21 protein-coding genes and 1 other annotated feature are annotated in these 24,895 nt (G+C 40.2%); of the genes, 8 read left to right on the top strand and 13 right to left on the bottom strand.

Features of this window, described 5'->3' with window-relative positions; genetic code table 11:
- Nucleotides 1-32: 32 nt before the first annotated feature.
- Entirely contained in the window at nucleotides 33-761 is a 729-nt protein-coding gene (gene dsbC, locus BTO21_RS00245) for a bifunctional protein-disulfide isomerase/oxidoreductase DsbC (RefSeq protein ID WP_045027515.1), read from the bottom strand.
- A 160-nt stretch (nucleotides 762-921) separates the two neighbouring features.
- Nucleotides 922-1,818 carry a site-specific tyrosine recombinase XerD gene (gene xerD / locus BTO21_RS00240; RefSeq protein ID WP_045027513.1) on the bottom strand — a complete coding sequence of 299 codons (897 nt, stop codon included), beginning with the start codon at nucleotides 1,816-1,818 and terminating at the stop codon, nucleotides 922-924.
- A gap of 212 nt (nucleotides 1,819-2,030) precedes the next feature.
- On the opposite strand from xerD, the gene fldB reads away from it, so the two are divergent.
- Nucleotides 2,031-2,552, top strand: a complete 522-nt coding sequence (gene fldB, locus BTO21_RS00235; RefSeq protein ID WP_045027512.1) for a flavodoxin FldB — start codon at nucleotides 2,031-2,033, stop codon at nucleotides 2,550-2,552.
- A 79-nt stretch (nucleotides 2,553-2,631) separates the two neighbouring features.
- Here fldB and brnQ read toward each other — a convergent pair whose 3' ends face one another.
- The gene (gene brnQ / locus BTO21_RS00230; RefSeq protein ID WP_045027510.1) at nucleotides 2,632-3,948 is read right to left on the bottom strand and encodes a branched-chain amino acid transport system II carrier protein; all 1,317 of its coding nucleotides are present in this window, start codon (nucleotides 3,946-3,948) and stop codon (nucleotides 2,632-2,634) included.
- A 377-nt stretch (nucleotides 3,949-4,325) separates the two neighbouring features.
- Between brnQ and BTO21_RS00225 the strand changes: the two genes are divergently transcribed.
- Nucleotides 4,326-5,036 carry a tRNA1(Val) (adenine(37)-N6)-methyltransferase gene (locus BTO21_RS00225; RefSeq protein ID WP_045027509.1) on the top strand — a complete coding sequence of 237 codons (711 nt, stop codon included), beginning with the start codon at nucleotides 4,326-4,328 and terminating at the stop codon, nucleotides 5,034-5,036.
- A 195-nt stretch (nucleotides 5,037-5,231) separates the two neighbouring features.
- Nucleotides 5,232-6,482, top strand: a complete 1,251-nt coding sequence (srmB, locus tag BTO21_RS00220) for an ATP-dependent RNA helicase SrmB (RefSeq protein ID WP_045027507.1) — start codon at nucleotides 5,232-5,234, stop codon at nucleotides 6,480-6,482.
- Between the two features lie 88 nt (nucleotides 6,483-6,570).
- Here the strand turns inward: srmB and yaaA are convergent, their stop codons facing one another.
- A complete protein-coding gene (gene yaaA, locus BTO21_RS00215; protein ID WP_045027506.1) occupies nucleotides 6,571-7,344 on the bottom strand; it encodes a peroxide stress protein YaaA in 774 nt (257 codons plus the stop codon).
- 108 nt (nucleotides 7,345-7,452) lie between these two features.
- Nucleotides 7,453-8,913, bottom strand: a complete 1,461-nt coding sequence (locus BTO21_RS00210; RefSeq protein WP_105026647.1) for an alanine/glycine:cation symporter family protein — start codon at nucleotides 8,911-8,913, stop codon at nucleotides 7,453-7,455.
- A gap of 514 nt (nucleotides 8,914-9,427) precedes the next feature.
- Between BTO21_RS00210 and BTO21_RS00205 the strand changes: the two genes are divergently transcribed.
- Complete coding sequence (locus BTO21_RS00205; protein ID WP_045027504.1) at nucleotides 9,428-9,610, top strand: DUF3545 family protein; 183 nt, start codon at nucleotides 9,428-9,430, stop codon at nucleotides 9,608-9,610.
- 69 nt (nucleotides 9,611-9,679) lie between these two features.
- Here the strand turns inward: BTO21_RS00205 and ung are convergent, their stop codons facing one another.
- Complete coding sequence (gene ung / locus BTO21_RS00200) at nucleotides 9,680-10,342, bottom strand: uracil-DNA glycosylase (RefSeq protein ID WP_045027502.1); 663 nt, start codon at nucleotides 10,340-10,342, stop codon at nucleotides 9,680-9,682.
- A 3-nt stretch (nucleotides 10,343-10,345) separates the two neighbouring features.
- Nucleotides 10,346-11,194 carry a deoxyribonuclease IV gene (nfo, locus tag BTO21_RS00195; RefSeq protein ID WP_045027501.1) on the bottom strand — a complete coding sequence of 283 codons (849 nt, stop codon included), beginning with the start codon at nucleotides 11,192-11,194 and terminating at the stop codon, nucleotides 10,346-10,348.
- A 362-nt stretch (nucleotides 11,195-11,556) separates the two neighbouring features.
- Between nfo and grcA the strand changes: the two genes are divergently transcribed.
- Nucleotides 11,557-11,934 carry an autonomous glycyl radical cofactor GrcA gene (grcA, locus tag BTO21_RS00190; RefSeq protein WP_045027499.1) on the top strand — a complete coding sequence of 126 codons (378 nt, stop codon included), beginning with the start codon at nucleotides 11,557-11,559 and terminating at the stop codon, nucleotides 11,932-11,934.
- Between the two features lie 99 nt (nucleotides 11,935-12,033).
- Here grcA and thrC read toward each other — a convergent pair whose 3' ends face one another.
- From thrC to thrA, 3 genes are read right to left on the bottom strand one after another with little or no spacing between them, the layout of a single operon-like run.
- Nucleotides 12,034-13,326: a threonine synthase gene (gene thrC, locus BTO21_RS00185; protein ID WP_045027497.1), complete on the bottom strand. Its 1,293-nt coding sequence runs from the start codon at nucleotides 13,324-13,326 to the stop codon at nucleotides 12,034-12,036.
- Nucleotides 13,327-13,328: 2 nt separating this feature from the next.
- The gene (gene thrB / locus BTO21_RS00180) at nucleotides 13,329-14,285 is read right to left on the bottom strand and encodes a homoserine kinase (RefSeq protein ID WP_045027496.1); all 957 of its coding nucleotides are present in this window, start codon (nucleotides 14,283-14,285) and stop codon (nucleotides 13,329-13,331) included.
- A 1-nt stretch (nucleotide 14,286) separates the two neighbouring features.
- Nucleotides 14,287-16,746, bottom strand: a complete 2,460-nt coding sequence (gene thrA, locus BTO21_RS00175) for a bifunctional aspartate kinase/homoserine dehydrogenase I (RefSeq protein ID WP_045027494.1) — start codon at nucleotides 16,744-16,746, stop codon at nucleotides 14,287-14,289.
- A 73-nt stretch (nucleotides 16,747-16,819) separates the two neighbouring features.
- Nucleotides 16,820-16,938, bottom strand: a sequence feature (Thr leader region).
- Between the two features lie 235 nt (nucleotides 16,939-17,173).
- Here thrA and aceK point away from each other — a divergent pair.
- Both aceK and BTO21_RS00165 read left to right on the top strand, forming a co-directional pair.
- Nucleotides 17,174-18,910: a bifunctional isocitrate dehydrogenase kinase/phosphatase gene (gene aceK, locus BTO21_RS00170; RefSeq protein ID WP_045027493.1), complete on the top strand. Its 1,737-nt coding sequence runs from the start codon at nucleotides 17,174-17,176 to the stop codon at nucleotides 18,908-18,910.
- A 146-nt stretch (nucleotides 18,911-19,056) separates the two neighbouring features.
- Complete coding sequence (locus tag BTO21_RS00165) at nucleotides 19,057-19,536, top strand: hypothetical protein (RefSeq protein WP_082056788.1); 480 nt, start codon at nucleotides 19,057-19,059, stop codon at nucleotides 19,534-19,536.
- Here the strand turns inward: BTO21_RS00165 and BTO21_RS00160 are convergent.
- Complete coding sequence (locus BTO21_RS00160; RefSeq protein ID WP_045027491.1) at nucleotides 19,519-20,022, bottom strand: putative 4-hydroxy-4-methyl-2-oxoglutarate aldolase; 504 nt, start codon at nucleotides 20,020-20,022, stop codon at nucleotides 19,519-19,521. The genes BTO21_RS00165 and BTO21_RS00160 overlap by 18 nt on opposite strands.
- Before the next feature lie 609 nt (nucleotides 20,023-20,631).
- Between BTO21_RS00160 and arcA the strand changes: the two genes are divergently transcribed.
- Nucleotides 20,632-21,351: a two-component system response regulator ArcA gene (arcA, locus tag BTO21_RS00155; RefSeq protein ID WP_036796042.1), complete on the top strand. Its 720-nt coding sequence runs from the start codon at nucleotides 20,632-20,634 to the stop codon at nucleotides 21,349-21,351.
- A gap of 62 nt (nucleotides 21,352-21,413) precedes the next feature.
- Here arcA and arcB read toward each other — a convergent pair whose 3' ends face one another.
- On the bottom strand, nucleotides 21,414-23,777 hold the full coding sequence (gene arcB / locus BTO21_RS00150; protein ID WP_045027488.1) for an aerobic respiration two-component sensor histidine kinase ArcB: 2,364 nt from the start codon (nucleotides 23,775-23,777) through the stop codon (nucleotides 21,414-21,416).
- A 143-nt stretch (nucleotides 23,778-23,920) separates the two neighbouring features.
- Complete coding sequence (gene mnmL, locus BTO21_RS00145; protein WP_045027487.1) at nucleotides 23,921-24,868, bottom strand: tRNA modification radical SAM protein MnmL/YtqA; 948 nt, start codon at nucleotides 24,866-24,868, stop codon at nucleotides 23,921-23,923.
- Between the last annotated feature and the right edge of the window lie 27 nt (nucleotides 24,869-24,895).

Genomic DNA, 24,895 nt, shown 5'->3' with positions numbered 1-24,895 from the left:
ATATATAATGAACAGTCACTAAATGGTCGAGATTAGCTCTTCGCTTTGCTATCCAATAACTGTAATAACGCCGCTGGCGGTTGGTAACCAGGGATCATTGTGCCATCGGCAAGCACGATAGCTGGCGTACCATTAACACCCATCTCAACACCGAGTTGATATTGCTGCATCACTAAATCAGGGCGAGGGGTAATATTTGCTTCATCAAAAGTACCACTTTTCGCATCATGCATCGCTTTAACGCGATCTTTAGCACCCCAAATTGCGCTCATTTGATTAAAGTTACTTGAACTCTTACCACCACGAGGGAAGGCTAAATAACGTACAGTAATACCGGCATCGTTATAACCTTGCATTTCATTGTGTAATTTACGGCAATAACCACAGCTGGTATCGGTAAATACAGTCACAACGTATTTTTCATTTTTAGCCGGATAAACAATCATGTCTTTATCCATACCGGCTAATTTCGCTTTATTTAACTGTGCCATTTTTTGCTCAGTTAAATTGATAGGCTCAGCACCTGTATTTTGGTATAGATGGCCCGCTAAAAAATATTGACCATTATCAGAGGTATAAATAACACCACGTTCTGTCACAACTTCATTTACACCCGCTATTGGCGACGCTGTAATTGAACTTGGTGTTAAACCAATGTTTGATAGTTGCTTGGTGATAGCCGTTACATCGGGCTTTGCTACCGCGGAAAAAGCAGTAAGTGCAACAGTCGTGGCGAGTACTGTGCGGCTAATAAAATGCATCTTGTTATCCCTTTTAAAATAATGACAATCTCGGTATAACAACAGACCGAAACCTCTTTTATATAGTTTCAATTACGCTACTATTTTTATCTGCGCAGCATAAATGAAGTATCCCTAAATACAAATATTATCGCTAATTTTAGCTAACAACATCTCATAATTATGCACGAGGATGATGATTTTGGTGCAATTGTTTCAATCTTTCTGTGGCGACATGGGTATAAATTTGGGTCGTAGAGAGATCACTATGACCAAGCAACATTTGTACCACTCGCAAATCAGCACCATAATTAAGCAAATGGGTCGCAAAAGCATGCCGCATAACATGGGGGGATAACGTATCAGCATCAATGCCGGCTAATACCGCATAATACTTAATTCGATGCCAGAATGTTTGGCGGGTCATTTGCCTTGCACGTCGACTTGGAAACAACACATCCGAACTTTTCTCACCTAATAACACCGCTCGGCCACTGTCAATAAATTGTTCAATCCAATCCACTGCATTTTCGCCCATCGGTACTAGGCGTTCTTTGTCACCTTTACCTGTTACTCTGACCACACCTTGGCGTAGGCTGACTTTATCCATGGTTAAGGTCACCAGTTCAGTCACACGTAAACCAGTGGCGTATAATAATTCCAACATCGCTTTATCGCGTAATTGGAGCGGATCATTAACATCCGGCGCATCGAGTAACGCATCGACCTGGGCTTCGGTAAGATCTTTAGGTAATCGTTTGGGTAATTTAGGGGTAACTAGCATCGCGCTCGGATCATCTATTCGTACTTTCTCGCGGTACAAATATTGAAATAAACGTCGAATCGCCGATACCATTCGAGCACGCGAAGTTTGCTTATAATTTTGATCAAATAGCCATAATTGATAACGTTGTAAATCATCAACAGAGGCCTGAGAAATGGCAATATTTTGCTGCTGCATCCATTTTTGTAATTTTTTTAAATCATTGCGATAAGAAGCAAGAGTATTTTCTGATAACCCTCGTTCCATCCAGATCGCATCTAGAAAGCGTTCAATAATAACATCGTCAGTTACCATTTTTACCTCGTTATAAGCTGTGTCATAAGGCGGTTTAAATACATGGATAAAAACACAGTAATCAGCGCATAATAGGATATTTAATCTTAAAAGTAACCTCGTTATCTATTTATTAAGCTTAATATTATCACTTTCAATCTCACGCTAAGCTTGAGCTTAATAATCAATAGCGAGTACACTTTGACTAAAAATAAACACACAGGATGTACAACATGAAAATTGGTTTGTTTTATGGCTCAACCACCTGCTATACCGAAATGGCGGCAGAAAAAATTCGTGACTGCCTTGGGGCTGACATCATTGAATTACACAATATTAAACACACGCCATTAGCTGAAATGAACCAATATGACATGTTAATTTTAGGCATTTCAACCTGGGATTTTGGCGAGATCCAAGAAGATTGGGAAGCGGTATGGCAGCAACTCGATGGTTTACAGTTGCAACAAAAAACCGTGGCACTGTTTGGGCTTGGTGATCAAGAAGGTTATACCGAATGGTTTTTAGATGCGATGGGCATGTTACACGATCAACTGTGTCCAACAGGGGTGCAGTTTATCGGTTATTGGCCTAATGATGACAGCTATCAATTTCAAGCATCAAAAGCACTCACTACTGACGAACAATTTTTTGTTGGCCTCGCGTTAGATGAAGACAGCCAATATGACTTAAGTGATGCGCGAATTACACAGTGGTGTGAACAAATCATGCTTGAATACGCTCAACTACTATAACTTTTAAAGTATCATCCAGCGAATATGAAAAAGGGATACCACTAGGCATCCCTTTTTACTTTTATAAACAACAGTATCATTACACTACAATGGTATTATTACCGTCATTATGGTACTTACCACCAATAAAGCGCGTCACTACTAATGCCAACACGGTTGGTAGCACCCACGCCATACCATAATTAAATAATGGTAATATGCTAAAGACTGACATATCAAACTTTAGATATTTAGCAACATCAATCATACTGAACACAAATGAGACCAATAATACCACTCGATACGCTAAACGTGGATTAGGCAACCATTTACGAATTAAGGTCAATGCCACTAATGCAATCGCCACGGGATACAAGGCAAATAAGACTGGTATCGATAATGTAATCAGCATATTTAAACCAACATTAGCGACTACCGCACACACGATGGCTAATACTACTGCCCACTTTTTATAAGACAGTGGTGTTAACGTACTGAAGTAATCAGCACAGGCACTAATTAAACCTATTGCCGTTGTTAAACATGCAAGTAATACAATTGTGGATAAAATAATTTGTCCAGTCGGCCCAAATAACGCCATTACATACGTCGTTAAAATTACACCGCCATTACCCACACCACCAGCAATACCTACACTGGTTGCGCCAAGATAAAATAATGAAACATAAACAAACGCTAAGCCTGCCGCAGCAATTAAACCCGCGTAAATAAGATACGTACAAGTCGTTTTCTCATCCGTAATACCTTTACTGCGGATCACATCAACAATGAGCATCCCAAACATCAATGCTGCGAAGGTATCCATGGTGTTATAACCTTCAAGGAAACCTGTCGTGAAGGCTTGTGTGATATAATCACCTTGAGCCGCAACAATTGTTCCTTGTGGATTAATAAAGACTGCAATCGCCAACACGGTTAACACCACAAATAACGCTGGGGTTAAGAACTTACCAATCATGTCGATCAATTTGCCACGAGACCAAGCAAAAAACAGCGCTACAGCAAAAAAGAGAATAGAAAAAATAGTTAAGCTGGTTTGACTAGCATCAGTAATAAACGGTTTAATCGCCATTTCATAGGCAACAAGACCGGTACGAGGAGCAGCGAACGCTGGGCCAATAATGATAAAAATCAATACCGCCATTAAGGTCGCTACTTTTGAGGGTAAATCACGGGTTAACCCAGTCCAACCACCACCAGCAATCGCAACGGCAATAATACCAATTAAAGGTAAACCGACCGCGGTAACCAAAAAGCCTGACATTGCAGATAACATATTCTCACCTGCCAGCTGTCCTGCTAACGGTGGAAAAATGATGTTTCCTGCACCAAGAAAGAACGCAAAGGTCATAAAGCCTAGCGCGATAATATCTGTTACTTTGAGTGTCTTTTTCAAACTGCACCTTCCACTCGCTAATGGGTTATATATTGTGTCTGCATTTTTTATAATAAGTAGCACGTACTATATATTGCTATGATTGTCGCGCCTTATAGCATAATGACCAAAAAGAGTAACCTTAGCAATAGACCAGCTAAAAACACCATATAATCCAGTTAACAAGCTGTAAAACTGAAACTAACAACCAATTAGATAGTAAAAAAAAGAATAAAGAACCAATATAAATCAAAAAAACCATACTTATAAAAAAGATAAAACAACCAAGCAACAATAAATAAACAGATGATTAACAAATAATAGTTTTTTGATTATACCGCCGCCGTTTTATATGCTTTGTAAGCCTGATGGCAATATTGTAAACCAAGGAAACCATAATGAGTCGCTGCTTTATTTTTAAACAATTTACCATCAATGATCATGGTTGCGGCATGCCGATCAGTACTGACGGCGTATTATTAGGGGCATGGGCAAAGCTCCCTCAACAAGGACATATTGTTGATATTGGTACTGGCAGTGGCTTATTAGCATTAATGGCGGCACAACGTACACTCGCAACCACAATCACTGCCATTGAATTAGATTCAATCGCTGTCACCGCCGCAACAGCTAACTTTGCAGCATCGCCTTGGCAATCACGATTACAATGTATTGAAAGTGACATTACTCATTGGTGTCAGCATATTCCCCCCGCTTCTATTGATAGTATTATTTGTAATCCACCTTATTTTAATGCGGGTCAGCAAGCACAGCAGCAACATCGTGCGATTGCTCGTCACACAGACACCCTTAGTCATCAACAGCTATTAGCAACCATTAGTCATTTATTAACCCCCGAAGGCAGTGCCAACATTATTTTACCTGCCTATGAAGGCCAACAACTGATTAACCAAGCATCGGCGTACGGATTATGTTGCCAGCGGCGCTGCGATGTTCGTTCTACTGAGCACAAACCTTTTATGCGGACATTAATTCAATTAAATAAAAATTGTTCTATTACTGAACCACAACAGCTTTGCATTCATACTAAAAATGCTTACTCCACTGATTTCATTGCACTTACTAAAGATTTTTACTTAAAAATGTAATCGGTAACAGCATAAAAACTAAGCAAGCCACAACGAATATTCATCATTAACTGATGTTTTTATGTTTTAATCGGTGTTACTTACGCTAGGAGTGGCTATAATGCCGCCCCTTAATATAAATACCCATGATCTGGTTAAGTATCAAAAATACAGTAACGAGATCATATTTAGCATTTGTCTTGGGAGAGATAACTGGTGAAAGACTTTTCCGAATTAGAGTTAGATAGCGAGCTATTACGAGCGATTGACGAGATCGGCTATAGCCGCCCAACAGTAGTTCAAGCGCAGGCTATCCCTCATGCCCTTGACGGTAAAGATGTCATGGCTTCTGCACCAACAGGGACCGGAAAAACAGCGGCGTTTTTACTACCCATGATTCAGCACTTGCAGGATTTTCCACGCAAAAAGCCGGGGCCTGCACGTGTACTGATCTTAACGCCAACTCGTGAATTAGCGATTCAAGTTGCCGATCATGCTCGCGCTTTATCTAAGTACACCAACTTAAAAGTATTTACTATTACGGGTGGTATTTCTTACGATGAGCATGCAGAGCTACTTGGCAAAACGCAAGATATCGTAGTAGCAACACCGGGCCGCTTAATGGAATACATTGAGTCTGAGAAATTTGATTGCCGCGCAATTGAATGTCTTATTCTTGATGAAGCAGACCGTATGTTGGATATGGGCTTTGGTAAAATCGTTGAGCGCATCAACCATGAATGTCGCTGGCGTCGTCAAAGCTTATTGTTTTCTGCAACATTGGAAGGCAAAGGCGTACGTGAATTCTCAGAAAAAATTCTGAATGAACCACTTGAAGTGAATGCCGATCCTTCTCGTCGCGAACGTAAAAAGATTCAACAGATGTACCTTCGTTGTGATGATATGAATCACAAATTGGCTTTACTTGCGAATATCATTACCGAGCAAGCTGAACGTACCATTATTTTCGTAAAAACACGTGAGCGCCTAGGCATCCTTCGCGGTCAATTAGACGCAATGGGTATCCCATGTAACTGGATTCAAGGTGAAATGGCGCAGGCTGCGCGTACTAACATGATCACCCGTTTTCGTGATGGTGCAGTCAACGTATTAATTGCTACAGACGTTGCTGCTCGTGGTATTGATTTACCTGACATCAGCCATGTAATTAACTTCGATATGCCACGTACCGCTGAAGTGTATTTACACCGCATTGGTCGTACCGCTCGTGCAGGTAAAAAAGGCACAGCAATTGCTCTTATCGAAGCGCATGACCAAAGTATGATGGAACGCATTAGTCGTTACATGCAAGAAGATGTGCCTGAGCGTTTCATTCATGGCCTACGTCCAAAAACAAAGAAATCAAATACGGCAAAGAAAAAGAAAAAAGTCGATAAGAAAGTAAAAGAAGCGAAAGCGAAAAAGAAAATCAAACAAGCAGCTAAAAAAAGCCAAGCTAAGTCGTAGTTTTCTCTTTTAAAACAGATATAAAACAACAAGGCCAACGCAAATGCGTTGGCCTTTTTTTGGTATTAAACTTATATTATTACGCTAATTATTGCTGTTCTCGTTTAAAAACTAACTCTGTCGATGTTGATTCTGCAGCAACAAAGTAATATCCAGCACTATCAAATTGCTGTAATTGAGCAACCGTCGTTAATTGATTATCCAAAATATAACGTGCCATCATTCCACGGGCTCTTTTGGCGTAGAAACTGATCACTTTATAGGTGCCATTCTTACAATCTTTAAAAATGGGAGTAATTAATTGCGCTTGAAGTTGCTTAGGTTTGACCGCTTTAAAATACTCATTAGAAGCCAAATTAACCACAATATCATCACCTTGTTCAGCAACAGCCACATTGAGTTTATCGGTGATGATATCCCCCCAAAATTGATACAAATTACTGCCGCGAGGGTTGGTTAATCGCGTCCCCATTTCTAATCGATAAGGTTGCATCAAATCAAGTGGACGCAATACGCCATACAGGCCTGACAACATCCGTAAATGTTGCTGTGTATAAGCGAACTCCGCGTCAGTCATGGTTTCGGCCGCTAAACCAGTATAAACATCACCTTTAAATGCCAAAATGGCTTGGCGAGCATTATTCACCGTAAATTCTGGCTGCCACTCAGCAAAACGGGCGGCATTTAATCCGGCAATTTTATCACTGACCTTCATTAAGCTCGCAATATCCATCGGTGTAAGCTCACGGCACACATCAATCAGTTCAGCTGAATGCTGTGTAAGCTCTGGTAAAGTAAACGTTGTCGTCACTAATGGCGATGTATAATCTAACGTTTTTGCGGGTGATACCACGATTAACATAAGGCTTTTTCCTTTAAAGTCTGACTTATTTAGACTACCACCATCGCAAAAAAAAACCACGTACAACTACCGTGGTTATTACTATTTTATTAATAGGTATAACAATACCTAGCGTAATCTAGACGGCGTTGATGATGGAGATGACGAAGAGGGTTTTTCCCAAATTCCCGCTTCAAGTTGAGCATGTAATTCCGGGTAATCTTGGCTATTAAATGTCGGAATCTTCCCTAAGGCTAACTGCTTATTATAATCTTGTGCTAACTTCACTACCGTTCCTGAGAGCAACACTATCGCGGTTAAGTTAATCATCGCCATCATGCCCATTGAAATATCAGCCATTGCCCATACTGTTGGTAAATCAGCCATCGCACCAAACATCACCATGCATAGCACCACTATTCGAAAGACATTTAAGCCCACCTTATGGTTACGCTCTAGAAATATTAGATTAGTTTCAGCATAAGAGTAATTAGCGACTAATGAGGTAAAAGAAAAGAAGAAAATAGCCACTGCGATAAAAATGCCGCCCCAATCACCCACTTGTGAGCTTAATGCTTTTTGCGTTAACTCAATGCCGGTAATACTGCTATGTGGCTCATATTCACCAGACATTAAAATAATCGCAACGGTCGCCGAACAAATAACAATGGTATCCATAAACACCCCCAGCATTTGCACATAACCTTGCGAAGCGGGATGAGGAGGATAAGGGGAAGCAGATGCCGCAGCATTAGGCGCAGAGCCCATACCTGCTTCATTAGAAAATAAACCGCGCTTTAAGCCATTAATCATTCCTTGAGCAATGGTATATCCCAATGCGCCAGATGCAGCTTCTCCAAACCCAAATGCACTGCGGAAAATAAGCATTAAAATATGTGGTAACTGTTCAATATTATTCAGCATAATAAATAATGCCAACGCGAGATAACACAACGCCATTGTTGGTACCAATATCTCAGCAGTACGCGCAATCGTTCGCATACCACCAAAAATAACGACCCCAGTTAACACCACTAATCCCAAACCAACATACAGCGGCTGCCACCCAAAAGCGACTCGGGTTGCTTGAATAATAGAATTCGCTTGAACGGCATTAAAAACTAAACCAAACGCAATGATCAGGCAGATAGAAAATATTACCCCCATCCATCGCATTCCCAAACCTCGCTCCATATAATAAGCAGGCCCACCACGGTAATTACCGTCATCATCACGGGTTTTGTATAATTGCGCTAATGCACTTTCAGCAAAAGCCGTCGCCATGCCTAACATCGCAATAAGCCACATCCAAAAAATAGCGCCTGGGCCACCCAGTGTTAACGCAACCGCGACCCCCGCCATATTACCCGTCCCCACTCTAGCTGCGAGGCTGGTACATAATGCCTGAAAAGATGAAATTCCAGAGGGATCGGATTTACGGCTATTTTTCATGACCGCAAACATATGCTTAAAATGACGAAACTGAATAAAATTGAGGCGATAGGTAAAATAAATGCCGATACCAATCAGCAAATATATCAATATTGATCCCCACAACAAGTCGTTGATAAAGTTAATTTGACTGGTCACATTCACACCTTCACAAATCGATAATTAATGGTACAAAACCCTTGTTAGTACACTAATTAACAAAACAAATTAACAAAACAAAAAGCATCGTCAAATATAGCAACAATACGTTTCAGGTATTCCTTTAAACCTTGCAAGGTCTAAAGCATAAGATCTTCGATAATAAGGGTCAAAGCAGCTATTAAAATAATAATTATTTAATTATCAGTATTTTTACAGTGAGTTACAAAACTTACAACTATAAATATTTACTGATTATTACCCTTTAAAAATTGATTTGATTTATATAATTAACCTTTTTAACTCAATACCTATCACTGAAGCTATAAACCCCTATTTAACACTAATAATAGTGGTGCTTTTAATCACCAAATCAATAACTGTGACACCACGCACACAAAAAGTTCATCTTTTCGCAACAAATGAGAAACAGTTCAATTTTATTATTGGTCATTCTATGGTAATAAATGATCAGATCGCTTACATCAAGCGAAAAGTAGGATATAGGTGCTTTATGGATAGCTTTGCATTCGACGATATGATGACAGCGGATACTGTTTCTCGCCGCTCTCGCGCAAAACCTGAAAAAAGAAAGTGGCGTGAAATTGAAGCGTTAAAAGATCGTCAAAGACTACGTCGAGAACTACAAGATATGGATATGTGTGGTAGTTTCAAGAGCGATGATTTCGATTTTTAAACAATACAAAAAAATGGCTAGCATTTATGCTGGCCATTTTATTCCCCACGAAGATATTCACAACAATAACTAGAGTTGCCAATCAATCGGTGATTTATCCATCGCCGTCAATAAAACATTGGTCTCGGAAAAGTGCTTACAACCAAAAAAGCCACGATAAGCAGACAATGGTGAAGGATGTGCAGACATTAATACATGATGCTGATCAAGATCTATTTTTTTACCTTTTTTCTGAGCGTGCGCTCCCCACAATAAAAAGATCACTCCCTGAGTATGTTCAGCAAGATATGCGATCGCATTATCAGTAAATGTCTCCCAACCTATTTTTGCATGGGAATGTGCGTGTCCTTGCTCAACCGTTAACACTGTATTTAACAGCAATACCCCTTGCTGTGCCCATGGTTGTAAGTATCCGTGTTCAGGGATAACAAAGCCTTTAATATCACTCGCAAGTTCTTTATACATGTTGGCGAGTGATGGCGGTGTTTTAATGCCCGGTAACACCGAAAAACTAAGTCCATGTGCTTGATGTAGGCCGTGATAAGGATCTTGGCCTAGAATCACCACTTTAGTCTCCATTAATGGCGTACTAAAAAAAGCATTAAACACATCTTCTTGCGGAGGAAAAACAATTTTTCCCTCTGCGCGAGCGGCTGTAACCGCGTGTTCAATATCATTAAAATACGGTAATTGTTGCTGCTGTTCGATAAATGCTTGCCAACTTGCCGTCATTAATTATTCCTCTACTGCAAAACTACGTAAGGTCGCAATTTCATGCTGCCAAATATCAGGGTTAATGGTTTCTAATATCAATGGCATATTATTAAAACGACGATCTTGCATTAGGTATCGAAAACAATCCCATCCAATCGCGCCTTCACCCAAACTATGATGACGATCCAAGTGGCTTCCTAAATCACCTTTAGAATCATTTAGGTGCATTGCGCGCAAATATTGCATCCCAACTACCTGATCAAATTCAGAAAACGTGGCTTCAGTGGCTTCCATCGTCCGTAAATCATAGCCAGCAGCAAAGGTATGGCACGTATCAATACAAACACCAACACGTGCTTTATCGTCTACTTGCGCGATAATTTCGGCTAAATGCTCAAACCGCCAACCTAAGTTAGATCCTTGACCGGCAGTGTTCTCGATCACCGCAACCACATCATCAACTTGCTGATGAGCTAAATTAATCGATTCAGCAATCAGTTTTAAACATGCCGTTTCTGAAATTTTCTTTAAATGACTCCCCGGATGAAAGTTCAATAAGTGTAAGCCTAATTGCTGGCAACGCTGCATTTCATCAACAAAAGCTAAGCGTGATTTTTGTAATTTTTCAGCCTCAGGCGCACCTAAATTAATTAAATAAGAATCATGCGGTAAAATAGCACTCGCATCAAAACCTAACTGCTTACAACGTGCTTTAAATGCCGTAATGGTATCAACGTCTAATGGCTTTGCTTGCCACTGACGTTGATTTTTTGTGAACAATGCGAATGCAGTTGCATTAATAGCCTTGGCATTGACAGGGGCATTAAACACGCCACCCGCCGCTGACACATGTGCACCAATTAATTTCATAATCACCCTCAAAAATAACTGCTAAGCAACATATTAATAACACCAATGTCACTCACTTTATTTAACATAAAAAACCACAAAAAGTGACACAGTATTCACTAAAGGTATATTGGAATACTATAGAATGTTGTTATTTTACAACAAAATAACATTAAACTTATTTTTTAAATTTACTATTTTTAGTTGATTCCCCTGCAAAATGCAGTTAGATTGACCTAGCTCAATAAAACAGCCCTATTATATTTAAGGTTTTTTGTAGTTACTTGATCTACATCAATACACAATAGTGCATTGAAGGTTATATAATAAGTAGCTCAATACAAAAACGAATAAATTAACAACAATTCCCTTGGAGAAAAGTTATGATTACTGGTATTCAAATTACTAAAGCAGCAAACGATGATCTACTAAACTCAATCTGGATCCTAGATAGCGAGTCTAATGAAGCGCGTTGTGTTTGTGCAACTGGCAGCTACGATGCTGACCAAGTTATTGCACAAGCAGATCTTGGTGACATTGAGTACCGTGAACTAGCTATCGAAGCACCAGCTAAAATCGAAGGTGGTCAACACTTAAACGTTAACGTTCTTAAGCGTGAAACACTGCAAGACGCTGCTGCACACCCAGAGAAGTACCCACAGCTAACAATCCGTGTATCGGGTTACGCTGTACGTTTTAACTCGCTAACAACAGAACAACAGCAAGACGTTATCGCTCGTACTTTCACTAGCAGCCTATAATTTTTGGCCTAGTGTAAGTGTCTTGATTTGAGCAAGATGCTGTAATAGAAAAGGAGCCCTGAGGCTCCTTTTTTGTGTCATTTTTTTACGTCAATCCCATTATAATAATGGCTGCGCGGAGTACAAAATAGCCTTAATCGCAGCAAAATCATTCTCTGCCTCTAAGGATAATAGCGGCATTGCATTATGTTTCGCGAGCGGCGCAGGTAATGGCAGATCAGTATCTAAAATGTCATCGACAACGTCTTTAAACTTAGCTGGATGCGCGGTACATAAGAATAACCCCGTTTCACCGGCCGCTAATTGTTGCTCAAGCACGTTATAAGCAATCGCGCCATGTGGTTCACACAAATAACCATCGGCATACATTTGCTTTAATGTTACCGCAGTTTGCTGATCATCCACCGCACCATAGCCTAGCTCATTTAAGCCCCAACCTTTAAGCTGACATAATTCTTCGATACGCGGCCAGTTATTTGGCTGGCTGACATCCATCGCATTAGAAATGGTGGCAACCGTTGCCTTTGGTGTCCACTCTCCAGTTTGTAAATAGCGCGGAACGGTATCATTAACATTAGTCGCCGCAATAAAACGTTTAACGGGTAAGCCTAATGATTTAGCCAATAACCCTGCGGTTAAATTACCAAAATTACCACTCGGTACTGAAATGACTAATTGCTCACGTTCCACTTTTGATAATTGGGATACCGCCTCAAAGTAATAACAAATCTGCGCCATTAAACGACTGATATTAATTGAGTTTGCTGAATTTAGACCAATGTCCTCACGCAAAGCTCCATCATCAAAAGCTTGTTTTACCAATGCCTGACAATCATCAAAAGTACCATTTACAGCTACAGTGGTAATGTTCTTACCTAAGGTACAAAATAGCTTTTCTTGCAGTGGGCTAATTTTGCCTTTAGGGTACAAAATCACCACTTGAATATTATCCATGCCATAAAAAGCATGGGCTACTGCAGCCCCAGTATCTCCTGATGTTGCCGTTAGAATAGTAATGTTACCGTCAGTCTCAGTTACCGCTGCTAAAGATTGTGCCATAAAACGGCCACCAAAATCTTTAAAGGCTAACGTCGGTCCATGAAACAACTCTAATGCATACACACCTGATTTAAGCTGTTTAATTGGCGCTGGAAACTGAAAAGCGCTATCAACCATTTGGGTTACGGTATCAGTGCTGAGTTCTTCACCAATAAAGGCCGATAAAATCTTGCTGCTGCGGCTAACAAAATCCATTGCTAGCAACGCATCTATATCACCCAATTGTGGTAATTGTGCAGGGAAAAACAAGCCTTGCTGACGGCCTAAACCTTGGCGTACCGCTTGGCCAAATGAGACTTGCTGTTGGTGCTCTTTAAGATTATACAACTTCATGGTTATAACTCACTCCCTGTGACTTTTGCACCTTGCTTATCGAGCTGACAAACGTGCACAAATCCTTGATCATTTTGGACATAATTATCAGTTAGCCATTTTGCTAACCGCTGCGCGACGTCTAAATTGGTACAAATACTAAACATCGTTGGCCCCGAGCCAGAAATACCACTCGCAATCGCACCCGCTTCTAACGCATATTTTCGCGCTTGGCTAAATTTAGGTAATAACTTTTCGCGATAAGGCTCCGCCACAACATCATGAATCATTTTAGCGGCGAGTAATGGTTGTTTTGAATAACAAGCATGAATAAATCCCCCGAGGTAACGCCCATGAGCAATCACATCTTGGCGACGATATTGAGCCGGTAAAATTGCCCGCGCTTCAGCGGTCGGTACTTTAATCCCCGGATACGCCATGACCCAATACCAATCATCAAAACACGGAATCTCTTGGCTGATAATGTCCATTTCTTGGACCATAAATTGTAGTCCGCCAAGAAAACAGGGAGCGACATTATCGTAATGAATACTGCCAGAGACTTCGCCTTCCATCTCACCCATTAAGGTCAGCAGTTCATTGCTGGTTAACGGCTGTTGATGATATTGATTTAGAGCATCAAGGGCTGCCACAATAGAACAGGCACTGGATCCTAAACCGGAACCAATCGGCATGTTTTTCTCCAACGTGACCGCAACGGGTAATAAAGTAATCCCTTTATGATCCAGTTCACGCGCAAACACTTGCCAACAGCGATAAACAATATTGTCTTCGGCTTGTTGCGGTAACTTATCCACGAAAGCACCGACACATTGCAGACTAAATGCCGTCGTGCCAGCAGCAACTTCAACCCGATCCCCTAATAAAGAGCCATCAATAGGAGAAACCGCCGCACCTAATACATCAAAACCGACACTCACATTACCAATCGACGCTGGTGCATAAACAACAACACTCATTTTATATACCCCGCTTCCAACCTAAGGTACGCATTAGATCAGCAAACACACCGGCCGCTGTCACTTCAGTACCTGCACCATAACCCCTTAATACCAATGGGATTGGTTGATAATAACGACTATAAAAGGCTAATGCGTTTTCACCGTCTTTGATTTTAAACATCGGATCATCAGGATTAACTGCAACGATTTTGACATTACATTTGCCATTCTCAATCTCACCGACATAACGTAAGACTTTATCTTCTTTTGCAGCCGCTGCGGCTAAGTCAGAAAAATAAGCATCTGCTTGTGGTAACCGTGCCATAAACTCATCCACCGAACCCGAGGCATCAAAACCTGGTGGCAAGGCTTGTTCTACCACTACATCATCAAGTTCTAGTTCTAACCCCGCTTCACGGGCTAAAATAAGTAACTTACGCGCAACATCCATGCCCGAAAGATCATCACGTGCATCCGGCTCAGTAAAACCATTATTACGTGCAACAGTGGTCGCCTCACTGAAACTCATGCCGTCATCTAACTTACCGAAAATATAAGAAAGAGAACCCGATAAAATGCCAGAAAAACGGACTAATTCATCACCTGCTGCGAGCAAATTTTGTAAGTTTTCAATAACAGGTAAACCAGCACCTACCGTGGTGTCATACATAAATTTACGGTGACCGACTCGCGCAGCTTGGCGCAATTGTTGGTAGTACGCCATGCTGGCAGTATTGGCTTTTTTATTCGGTGTAATAACATGGAAACCCGCAGCTAAGTAATCAGCATATTGCTCTGCAATGGTTTGATCAGAAGTACAATCAATAATAACCGGGTTAATAATATGGTTATGGCGTACTAATTCAACCATCCGTTGTAGCTGTAATGGCTCACTCACCGCCCCCATCAGATCACGCCAACTATCCAGTGCAAAGCCATTACTCTCAAGCAATAAACCTTTACTGTTTGCTAACCCGCAAACACGGATCACAATCCCTTTTTGGGCTAATTTTTGCTGTTGACGATGAATTTGGTCGATCAGTTCACCACCAACACCACCGACACCGACCACGAACACATCTAATGTATGCTGGCTATTAAATAAATTCTCATGACACGCTTTAACCGCTTCCGAGACTTTATTTTGTGGAATAACCGCTGAAATAGCGCGTTCAGAAGAGCCTTGTGCAATCGCCACAATATTAACGTCAACTTCAGCCAGTGCTGTAAAGAATCGTGATGCCACACCGTGTGAGGTTCGCATTCCATCACCGACTAAAGTAACAATCGATAAATCATCACTGAACTCAACGGGCTCTAATAAACCTTCTTTTAATTCAAGTTCAAAATTAGCAATTAACGCTTTTTTAGCCGCTACCTTATCGGCAGTTTCAATACAGAAACTAATACTGTATTCCGATGATGATTGCGTAATCAAAACCACCGACACCCCTGCAGTTGACATTGCACCAAACACGCGTGCTGCCATGCCGACCATCCCCTTCATTCCCGGTCCGGAAACGTTAACCATGGTCAAATCTTTTAAGGTCGTAATACCTTTAATATCAAGCTGATCTTCACCAGTATCTTGACCAATTAAGGTTCCTGCACCTTGTGGGTTAAAACTATTTTTAATTAAACAAGGAATGTGGAATTGAGCAATAGGTGCAATAGTTTTTGGATGCAATACCGATGCCCCAAAATAAGATAATTCCATCGCTTCTTGATAACTTAATGATTTCAGTAACCTTGCATCTGGGACTAAACGTGGATCACAACTATAAACACCATCAACATCAGTCCAGATTTCACAACAGTCAGCCCGTAAACAAGCCGCTAACACTGCCGCTGAATAGTCAGAACCATTACGACCTAAAGTAACTAACTCACCTTGAGCATTACCCGCGGTAAACCCCGGCATGATACAAACATGCCCAGCAGGTAATGGATTATTTCGAAAATGTTGCGTTGAAATTTCAATGTCAACATGCGCTTCCAGATAATTACCCTCGGCATACAAATACTGTACCGGATCAATCAAGCTTGCTGGCTGCCCTTTAGCTTCTAATAACGACTGCATTGTGGCAATCGATAACCGCTCACCTTTGCTGATCACCTTGGCATACACGTTATCAGGGCATAATCCTAATAAGCGGATCCCATGGACATATTGTTGTAACTGTTCAATGGTTGTTGCTAGTTTGGCGGTTAATGTCTGCTGATCAAACCCTGGCTCTAGCGTTTTAAGCCCCTTAAACAAATCACTAAATACCGTTTCTAGAGTCGATATTTGCTGGGTAGCAGAGCCTGTAGTTACCGCGCTCTCGATAACGGCAACCAAATTATTGGTCACCTTACCCGGCGCTGACAACACTACTGCAACCTCGCCTTGTTTGGCATTACTGGCAATAATATCTGCCGCTCTTAAAAATCGTTCTGCATCTGATAATGACGAACCGCCAAATTTAAATACTCGCATTCCCTACTCCCGAGTGACTATCCTGAACTACTTGCCGTAAGCAAATATTACTCAACACTGATAAATTTAAATTGAAAAAAAAGCCCGCAGCTCTTTATGAGTTGCGGGCTTGTTGTAATTCTTGCGCATATCAGCCCGCACCAACACCGGTAATGTTAATGGTAATAATCATGGTTGTGATGATAGTGATACGGGATACATTTGCCATAACTGCAATTTCTCTTTACACGCTGTTACCTTACGATTACATGAATCGCAATATAGAGTCAATAAAGTTTTTACAATTATCACATAATAGCTACGCACTATTACGAGCCAATACAACCTCTTTTAACGATTAAAAAAAAACAATAATATTTGCAGTCAGCTACAGAGCATTGCATAGTAAATAATAGAAAATGAAATTGTCATCATTAAGGATAAACTGATGAGTGCAGCCATGGAGTCACTAATAGCACATACTATTTTACAAGGCTCTGATGCGATGTTTGGCCGGTTTCTTGACGTAACAGCCGAAGCGCAACAACGATTTGAGCACCAACAATGGACGCTGGTTCATCAAGCATTAAAAACTCGAATCAGTTTTTATGACCATCATGTTGAATTAGTCACCAACCAAATTCAAATTATGCTTGGGGGGCGTTATGCTAATCAAGTCTGTCTCACCGCAGTAAAACAGGCTTATCAGAATTTATTGGTTGATTACCCACGCTATGATATTGCAGAAAGTTTTTTTAACTCGGTCTATTGCCGTATCTTTAAGCATCGTAATATTAACCGCGACAATATTTTTGTTCACAGTTCACAACAACATCGTATCCCTACCTATCCTAGCAGCTTAACCCGTCATTATCGTATTCAAACTACCGTGGCGGCAATGATAGAAAGAATGCTCGATGATCAATCCTTTACTCTCGATTGGAATGATAAGCAGCGTGATATTCAATTGTTGATTACTCATTTAGAGGCCGAATTGGGAGATAAGATTGATCAACAACTGACCTTAGAGCAAATTCGCGAACCTTTTTACCGTAATAAAGCCGCTTATCTGGTTGGAAAACTGACTTTTTCAAATGGTGAATCATTACCTTTAGTGCTGCCAATACTTAATCATCATGGTGAACTCTTACTGGATGCGGGTATCTGTAACGTTAATGATGTCAGTGTTATTTTTGGTTTTGCGCGCTCTTATTTCATGGTTTACAGCCCTGCACCTGCGGCTCTAGTACGCTTTTTAGCACAGCTACTACCCAATAAAAATTTGGCCGAGCTCTATACTGCTATCGGTTGTCAAAAACACGGTAAGACTGAATTTTATCGCCAATTTTTAGATCACTTAGATAACTCAGACGATAAATTTATTATTGCACCTGGCATCAAAGGTATGGTGATGTCAGTGTTCACCCTACCTTCCTATGATTTTGTTTTTAAAATAATTAAAGATAAATTTGCCCCCCAAAAAGACATTAGTCATCAAACTGTTAAACAAAAATATCAACTGGTAAAAGAGCATGATCGCGTCGGCCGAATGGCTGACACCCAAGAATATCGCCATTTTAGTTTTCCACGCCACCGCTTTAGCGATGAGCTCATTAATGAACTACTGACTATTGCACCTTCCATTGTTTCCGTTACTACTGATGAGGTGATTATTGAACACCTTTATATGGAACGTCGGATGATCCCGTTTAATATTTATATTGAAACGGCTAATGACACCGACTTACGCTACGCAGTGAATGAATATGGTAACGCCATTAAACAATTAGCTGCTGCTAATATATTCCCAGGCGACATGCTCTTTAAAAACTTTGGCGTAACACGCCACAAGCGAGTGGTATTTTATGATTACGATGAAATTACTTATATGAGTGAAATGAATTTTCGTACGATTCCTGCAGCGCGTTATCCTGAAGATGAAATGGCTGCTGAACCTTGGTATAGCGTTGGGGTTAATGATGTATTCCCAGAAGAATTCCGTACCTTTTTATTGATCAATCCTAAAGTAAGAACCTTGTTTAATGAATTACATCAGGATTTGTTTGAAGCCAGTTATTGGCAACATTTACAGGCCAATATTAGCCAAGAACTGTACCCTGATGTTTTCCCTTATCAAAATCATCACCGATTACATATTAATACAAAAGGGGAGTCATTTTCATAAAGATTGTAATGCTTTGTAATATTACAGTTAAATTGATATAACGATCATATTATACGCATCTGAGTGAGTATTTATTATTTATAACACTTACTCTCAACCCAATATGGCCTACTCTTTAGAATAATGTCGAGCAGATGGGAGTGAGTATGATCAAATATTATTTAAGCATTGTGGCATTACTTACTTTTTTAACCTTACCGGCAACAACACAAGCAGCAGCAACCATCAAAACGAATTTGACATATAATGGTGGGCAGAAATTAACCTCTGGATGGTTTTTATCATCACAATCGCGTCATCAACAACGTTTTGATGTGTGGCAGATAGACAGTGGTTATGCTTACTCTATGACTGATAACACTCAGCTTTATGTCAGTACCCATCTAACAACTAGCACCGAACATCAACCTGCAACTTCCGGCTTAGCCTCTGGGGTGAAATATACGCTATCACCTAAAATAAGCATTAATAGCGCCATCACATCCGAAACTATCAATAATGAAACAACGCTAGGATTAGAGTTCAGTAGTCAATATGATGTATCACAAAAAGTGAATGTCCGCGCAACCGTCGATTATGCAGAACTTGAGAAAATTATTGAATTAGGGCTAGGATTCAGTTTTTAATGCACTCAAATCCAGCGCTGTGCTGGCAAAAATAATCCCATTTAAATCTGCATAAAGATAATCATTTGGATAAATGAGCGTTTCGGAAATATTTAAAACGACATTCTTTTCCCCCATTTGACGCTTATCCGTTTTGATCGGACATGCTGCTAATGCTTTAATACCTAATGGTAATTGAGCCAATGTTGCGACATCTCGAATAGCACCATTAACGATGACACCTTGCCAATTATTTTTAATGGCTAATAAAGCCAATTGATCACCTAGTAAGGCACGTCGGCAACTTCCATGACCATCAATAAACAGCACCTTACCATCACCTGCCGTAGATAATATATTACGTACTAAACTGTTATCTTCAAAACAGCGAAGTGTCACTATTTGCCCCCAAAATGGCGAATGACAACCATAATCAAATAAGGTTAACGGTAAAAAACGAATATCCTGCGCGTAGTAATCACAGATGTCTGGTAATAAATCCTTCATTAGCCTTTACCTATCACTATAAAACAAACAAAAACAGACAAAATTGACCGTATTTATTAACAATGTCCACTCGATTAATTTATGAGATCTTTTTTACTTCAATCTACCAACCTTAATGAGTGCCAACCCTAATTGATACTGTTACAATATTTAGAGAAAGATGAACCATATGTTGTGTTTTTTATCCTCGTTAAGCTTAAATATTAGTCAATGGTATTGGGTTTTGTATATTATGATTACTACCATGACACTTTTTATCTACTCAGATATAAAAGTTAACTAAACTCGGAAACATAACACCCGTTCTTCTCACTGTTTGATATAAATCAACAAAGATATAAATAATCGGCATCAAATAAGCTCACTACATTGTTAGCGAGCTGTTAAGTGAATACAATTGTCGCATTATCAGGGAGATTGTAGCCAGCACCCCAAGTTTTATGGGGGATTTCAGCATCTAATACATGTTGAATGAAAGGATGGTGTACCACATAGGTTTTACAATAAAGTGTTTATTAATAACATTTTGCCTATACGTGAATTTTTTTTATAGAATTTAACTATTCTGTGGTTAACCAGATTTAGTTTCTGATATTAGGTACTGCCAAAATGCAAACCCCTCACATTCTGATTGTAGAAGACGAGCACGTAACACGTAACACTCTAAAAAGTATTTTTGAAGCAGAGGGTTATACTGTATTCGAAGCAAACGATGGCGCAGAAATGCACCAGATGCTTTCTGAAAACCCTGTGCATCTCGTTATTATGGATATTAACCTTCCAGGTAAGAATGGTCTGTTACTTGCTCGTGAACTTCGCGAACAAGGTGATATGGCACTGATGTTCTTGACCGGTCGTGATAACGAAGTTGATAAGATTTTAGGTCTTGAAATTGGTGCTGATGATTACATCACAAAACCATTCAACCCACGTGAATTAACTATCCGTGCACGTAATCTATTAACTCGCGCTATGAACCAAGGTCTTCCAACTGAAGATAAGAAATTGGTTGAGCGTTACGAGTTTAATGGTTGGTCGTTAGAAATTAACAGCCGTTCTTTAGTTAGCCCAAGTGGCGAGCAATTCAAGTTACCACGCTCTGAGTTCCGTGCATTACTGCACTTCTGTGAGAACCCAGGTAAGATTCAAACGCGTGCTGATTTATTAAAGAAAATGACTGGCCGTGAACTTAAGCCACATGATCGTACTGTTGATGTAACTATCCGTCGCATCCGTAAGCACTTTGAATCTGTTGCTGATACTCCAGAGATCATCGCAACGATTCACGGTGAAGGTTACCGCTTTTGTGGTGATTTAGGCGAAGAGTAATCTCTTTGCTAAATAAATTTTCAAATAAAAAAGGCGACCATGGTCGCCTTTTTTGTTGCTGATTACTGCTGTTTTAACCACGTTTTCAGCACATTGATATCATCCTGATAGCTATATTTGATTTCATCAACCCAGTCATTAATATTCTCCCACCACGCAGGTAACTCAGGCGATTGGGCTTTCTGTGCGATTTGTTGGATATGTTTAAGACCAATAGAACCCGCAGCACCTTTGATCTTATGTGCTTCAAATTTTATCCCGTCTTGATCTTTCGCTATCATATTCGAGTCTAAAATAGCCAAATAATCAGGCATCATTTTCTCAAACATCTCAATACTGGTGTATACCGGCTCTGTACCGACGATCTCAACATATGAGGTTAACATTTCTAGATCTAATAATGTATCAATCACACTGCCATGGGTAAGATGATTATTATCAGCCACATCGTCATTAAATTCAGTGGCTTGGACTTCATCACTACAACTTAATACCAGGTTTTCAATCACACTGGTAATGGCTTTAACACTCAATGGCTTATTTAATACTTCATCCATACCTTTGGCTAAATACTCAGTTTTATCGTTAACAACATTGGCGGTTAACGCGACTAAAGCAGGGAGATCTTGATACTGCTGACGTAATTGCTGCGCAATATCAAATCCTGTCATATCAGGTAACTGAATATCCAATAACACCAGATCATAATCTTCAGGCTTAAACATCGCTAACGCTTGATCACCACGCATTGCGACCGTGACCTCGTGCCCTAAACGTTCAAGTAATGATTTCGCCACCACAACATTCAGTTCAATATCTTCTACCATGAAAATACTTAAACCCGTCATTTCGGGGTGAACATCAGTCACCTCATGCTCTTCGACTACCGTTTCAACCAATGGCACTTTAATTTTAACGGTAAAGGTACTGCCTGCCCCGACTTCAGAATCAACACTAATATCACCGCCCATTAACTGAATTAATTGCTGTGACACGGCCAAACCAATCCCAGTGCCTACGGCATGTAAATTATCATCACCTTGTTGGACTTGATAATACATCGCAAAGATATTCTCAATTTCAGCTTTAGGAATACCAATGCCACTGTCTTCAACTTCAAAAATAATATCAGCATCGTGTTCATGAATATCACTACTCACCGATAACACCACTCCACCTTGTTTAGTGAATTTGGTCGCATTGCCAATCAAATTCCACAATACTTGACGTAAACGTGTGCTATCTACCTTTATATTTTGAGGTAATTCAGTTAAGCATTCTAAATCAAACCGCAGCCCTTTTTGTTCAGCCATTAATTGTGAGATATTACCAATCTCATCAATAAAACCATGAAGATCTAATGGCTGAGGCAGTAACTCTAACCGACGCCGATCTGACTTATCTAAATCAATAATATCATTAAAAATATTACCTAAAGTGATCGCACTAACATGGACCGTTCTTAGGTAACCACGTTGCTCATCAGTAAGTTCGGTTTCTAACAGCATACGACTTAAGCCAACAATACCATTTAGAGGTGTTCGTAACTCATGACTAATGGTCGCAATAAAAGCGGTTTTATCTCGGCTGGCTTTCTCTAATGCATCTTCATATTTTTTACGCTCGGTAATATCACGACCAAAGCCCATTAATCCCAAACGTTTACCATTACGTCGATAAAATGGCACTTTACGTAATTCAAATAATGCTTTTTTACCATTAGGATAATCAAGCCACTGCTCATCTGTCATCGCGGTATTATCATCAAATAATTCTTGATCCGTTTTGATAATACGTTTAGCCACCTCTGCAGGATAAACATCCCATGGTGTTAATCCAACTAACTCTTTTTCACTTTTCCCCACCAATTCAGCCATGGCACGATTACAGCCTGAGAATTGATTTTTTTCATTTCGGTAATAGATTAAATCTGGCGATGCGTCTAAAAACGATTTTAACAATGCACTTTGCTCGGCAACGGCTAACTGAGCATTCTCTCGTTGGTAAACTTCATTCTCTAAATCTTGCATTGCCTCTTCACGGGCTTCTTCAGCTTTTTTGCGCTCTTCAATTTCAGAATTTAGACGTGAGATATTCGCTTGTAACTGTTGATTTAACTCCATGTCACGCGAACGCATTTGTTCCAGCTTGGTGACTAACTTTGATAGTCGTTGACGAGAATCTTCTAACTGATCAACTACGACTGACAGAAAATACACTGCCCAAGGAGTAATGAATAATCCAAAAGTAACAGAACGAATGATCTCAACATCACGCATGGTGCCTTGAAGCAATATAGTGACACTGATTTGTACCACCATAGCTAATGCAACTAATGCTAATGCCACTAATAAGCTAAAACGGAAAATACCTAATTTAACTAAAAGATCGACATAGAATTGGGCTAAAATTTTGATTTGTTTCATCAATGAATACCAAGAAAAAAAACCACCTCGCCACTATGGCGAACACTACTGCTTATCATAATCGCTCTCGTGGCTAGTGCCTAAACTAAAGCTGTAAAGTTTTATTGCGGCGCACAAAAAAGCCTACTTCACGTAGGCTTCATTTATGCTTGACGATTTAATATCGGTAATTGATAAATAAATGGATCACCTAACGCACTGCCTTGCGCACCCTGTTTATCTAAAGTTCGTCCAATTTCAGTCATCGCTAACCAGCGATTTTCACACCACATTGGTGCCAATAACGTTGGTCGGCGAGCACTTGCAGCAACGCGATGATACACCACCTCAGGCGGTGTTAATTGAATCATTTCACTGGCGATATCCGCATAAGTTTCCAGACTAATAGCCTCTAATCGTCCAGCTTTAAAAGCCTGTCCCATTTTACTGCCTTCAACAATATGCAACGGATGCAATTTAATTCCATCAACGCCGACTGCGACTACTTTATTTAAAGTTTGCAGATTATCAGCCTTACTATCGCCTGGCAGCCCTACTATTAAGTGAGTACAAATCTTAATGCCTAATGCTCGAGCACGTTGGGTGATCTCAGCATAACAGGCAAAATCATGACCACGATTAATCCGCTTGAGGGTTTTATCATTAGCGGTTTGTAAGCCTAATTCTAACCAAATTTCATAGCCTTGCTCAACATACCCAGCCAGTAAATCTAATACCGCATCTGGTACACAATCAGGGCGAGTACCAACACAAAGACCAACAATATCTGCTGTTGTTAGTGCTTGCTCGTACATTTTTTTTAGCGTTTGAACTTCAGCATAAGTACTAGTATATGCCTGAAAATACGCAAAATAACGCTTAGCGCGATGCACCTCTCCAGCACGAGCAGCTAATTGTTGTTGAATCGGCACGAACTGATTCTTTTCGTCAGCAAATGAAGCAACATTACAAAATGTACAGCCACCACGGCCAATAGTGCCATCTCGATTAGGACAACTAAAGCCACCGTGTAACGTTAGTTTATGGACTTTTTCACCATAACGATGTTGAAGATCTTGCCCAAAAGTATTGACGAGTTGATGCAATTGCATGGTATTACCTAGCGTTTAAAACAATGA

The organism is Photobacterium phosphoreum (genome assembly GCF_002954725.1).
GTDB classification, from domain to species: Bacteria; Pseudomonadota; Gammaproteobacteria; order Enterobacterales; family Vibrionaceae; genus Photobacterium; species Photobacterium phosphoreum.
The sequence above is the reverse complement of the archived record's forward strand: the minus strand, read 5'-3'. Positions and strand labels throughout refer to the sequence as shown.

Excerpts from the sequence above, each read along its gene's own strand:
- grcA (WP_045027499.1), top strand. The coding sequence starts at position 11,557 with ATGATTACTGGTATTCAAATTACTAAAGCAGCAAACGATGATCTACTA.
- BTO21_RS00225 (WP_045027509.1), top strand. The coding sequence starts at position 4,326 with ATGAGTCGCTGCTTTATTTTTAAACAATTTACCATCAATGATCATGGT.
- arcB (WP_045027488.1), bottom strand. The coding sequence starts at position 23,777 with ATGAAACAAATCAAAATTTTAGCCCAATTCTATGTCGATCTTTTAGTT.
- aceK (WP_045027493.1), top strand. The coding sequence starts at position 17,174 with ATGAGTGCAGCCATGGAGTCACTAATAGCACATACTATTTTACAAGGC.
- BTO21_RS00205 (WP_045027504.1), top strand. The coding sequence starts at position 9,428 with ATGGATAGCTTTGCATTCGACGATATGATGACAGCGGATACTGTTTCT.
- ung (WP_045027502.1), bottom strand. The coding sequence starts at position 10,342 with ATGACGGCAAGTTGGCAAGCATTTATCGAACAGCAGCAACAATTACCG.
- thrC (WP_045027497.1), bottom strand. The coding sequence starts at position 13,326 with ATGAAGTTGTATAATCTTAAAGAGCACCAACAGCAAGTCTCATTTGGC.
- fldB (WP_045027512.1), top strand. The coding sequence starts at position 2,031 with ATGAAAATTGGTTTGTTTTATGGCTCAACCACCTGCTATACCGAAATG.
- thrA (WP_045027494.1), bottom strand. The coding sequence starts at position 16,746 with ATGCGAGTATTTAAATTTGGCGGTTCGTCATTATCAGATGCAGAACGA.
- BTO21_RS00165 (WP_082056788.1), top strand. The coding sequence starts at position 19,057 with ATGATCAAATATTATTTAAGCATTGTGGCATTACTTACTTTTTTAACC.
- yaaA (WP_045027506.1), bottom strand. The coding sequence starts at position 7,344 with ATGTTAATCGTGGTATCACCCGCAAAAACGTTAGATTATACATCGCCA.
- BTO21_RS00160 (WP_045027491.1), bottom strand. The coding sequence starts at position 20,022 with ATGAAGGATTTATTACCAGACATCTGTGATTACTACGCGCAGGATATT.
- mnmL (WP_045027487.1), bottom strand. The coding sequence starts at position 24,868 with ATGCAATTGCATCAACTCGTCAATACTTTTGGGCAAGATCTTCAACAT.
- thrB (WP_045027496.1), bottom strand. The coding sequence starts at position 14,285 with ATGAGTGTTGTTGTTTATGCACCAGCGTCGATTGGTAATGTGAGTGTC.
- dsbC (WP_045027515.1), bottom strand. The coding sequence starts at position 761 with ATGCATTTTATTAGCCGCACAGTACTCGCCACGACTGTTGCACTTACT.
- nfo (WP_045027501.1), bottom strand. The coding sequence starts at position 11,194 with ATGAAATTAATTGGTGCACATGTGTCAGCGGCGGGTGGCGTGTTTAAT.
- arcA (WP_036796042.1), top strand. The coding sequence starts at position 20,632 with ATGCAAACCCCTCACATTCTGATTGTAGAAGACGAGCACGTAACACGT.
- xerD (WP_045027513.1), bottom strand. The coding sequence starts at position 1,818 with ATGGTAACTGACGATGTTATTATTGAACGCTTTCTAGATGCGATCTGG.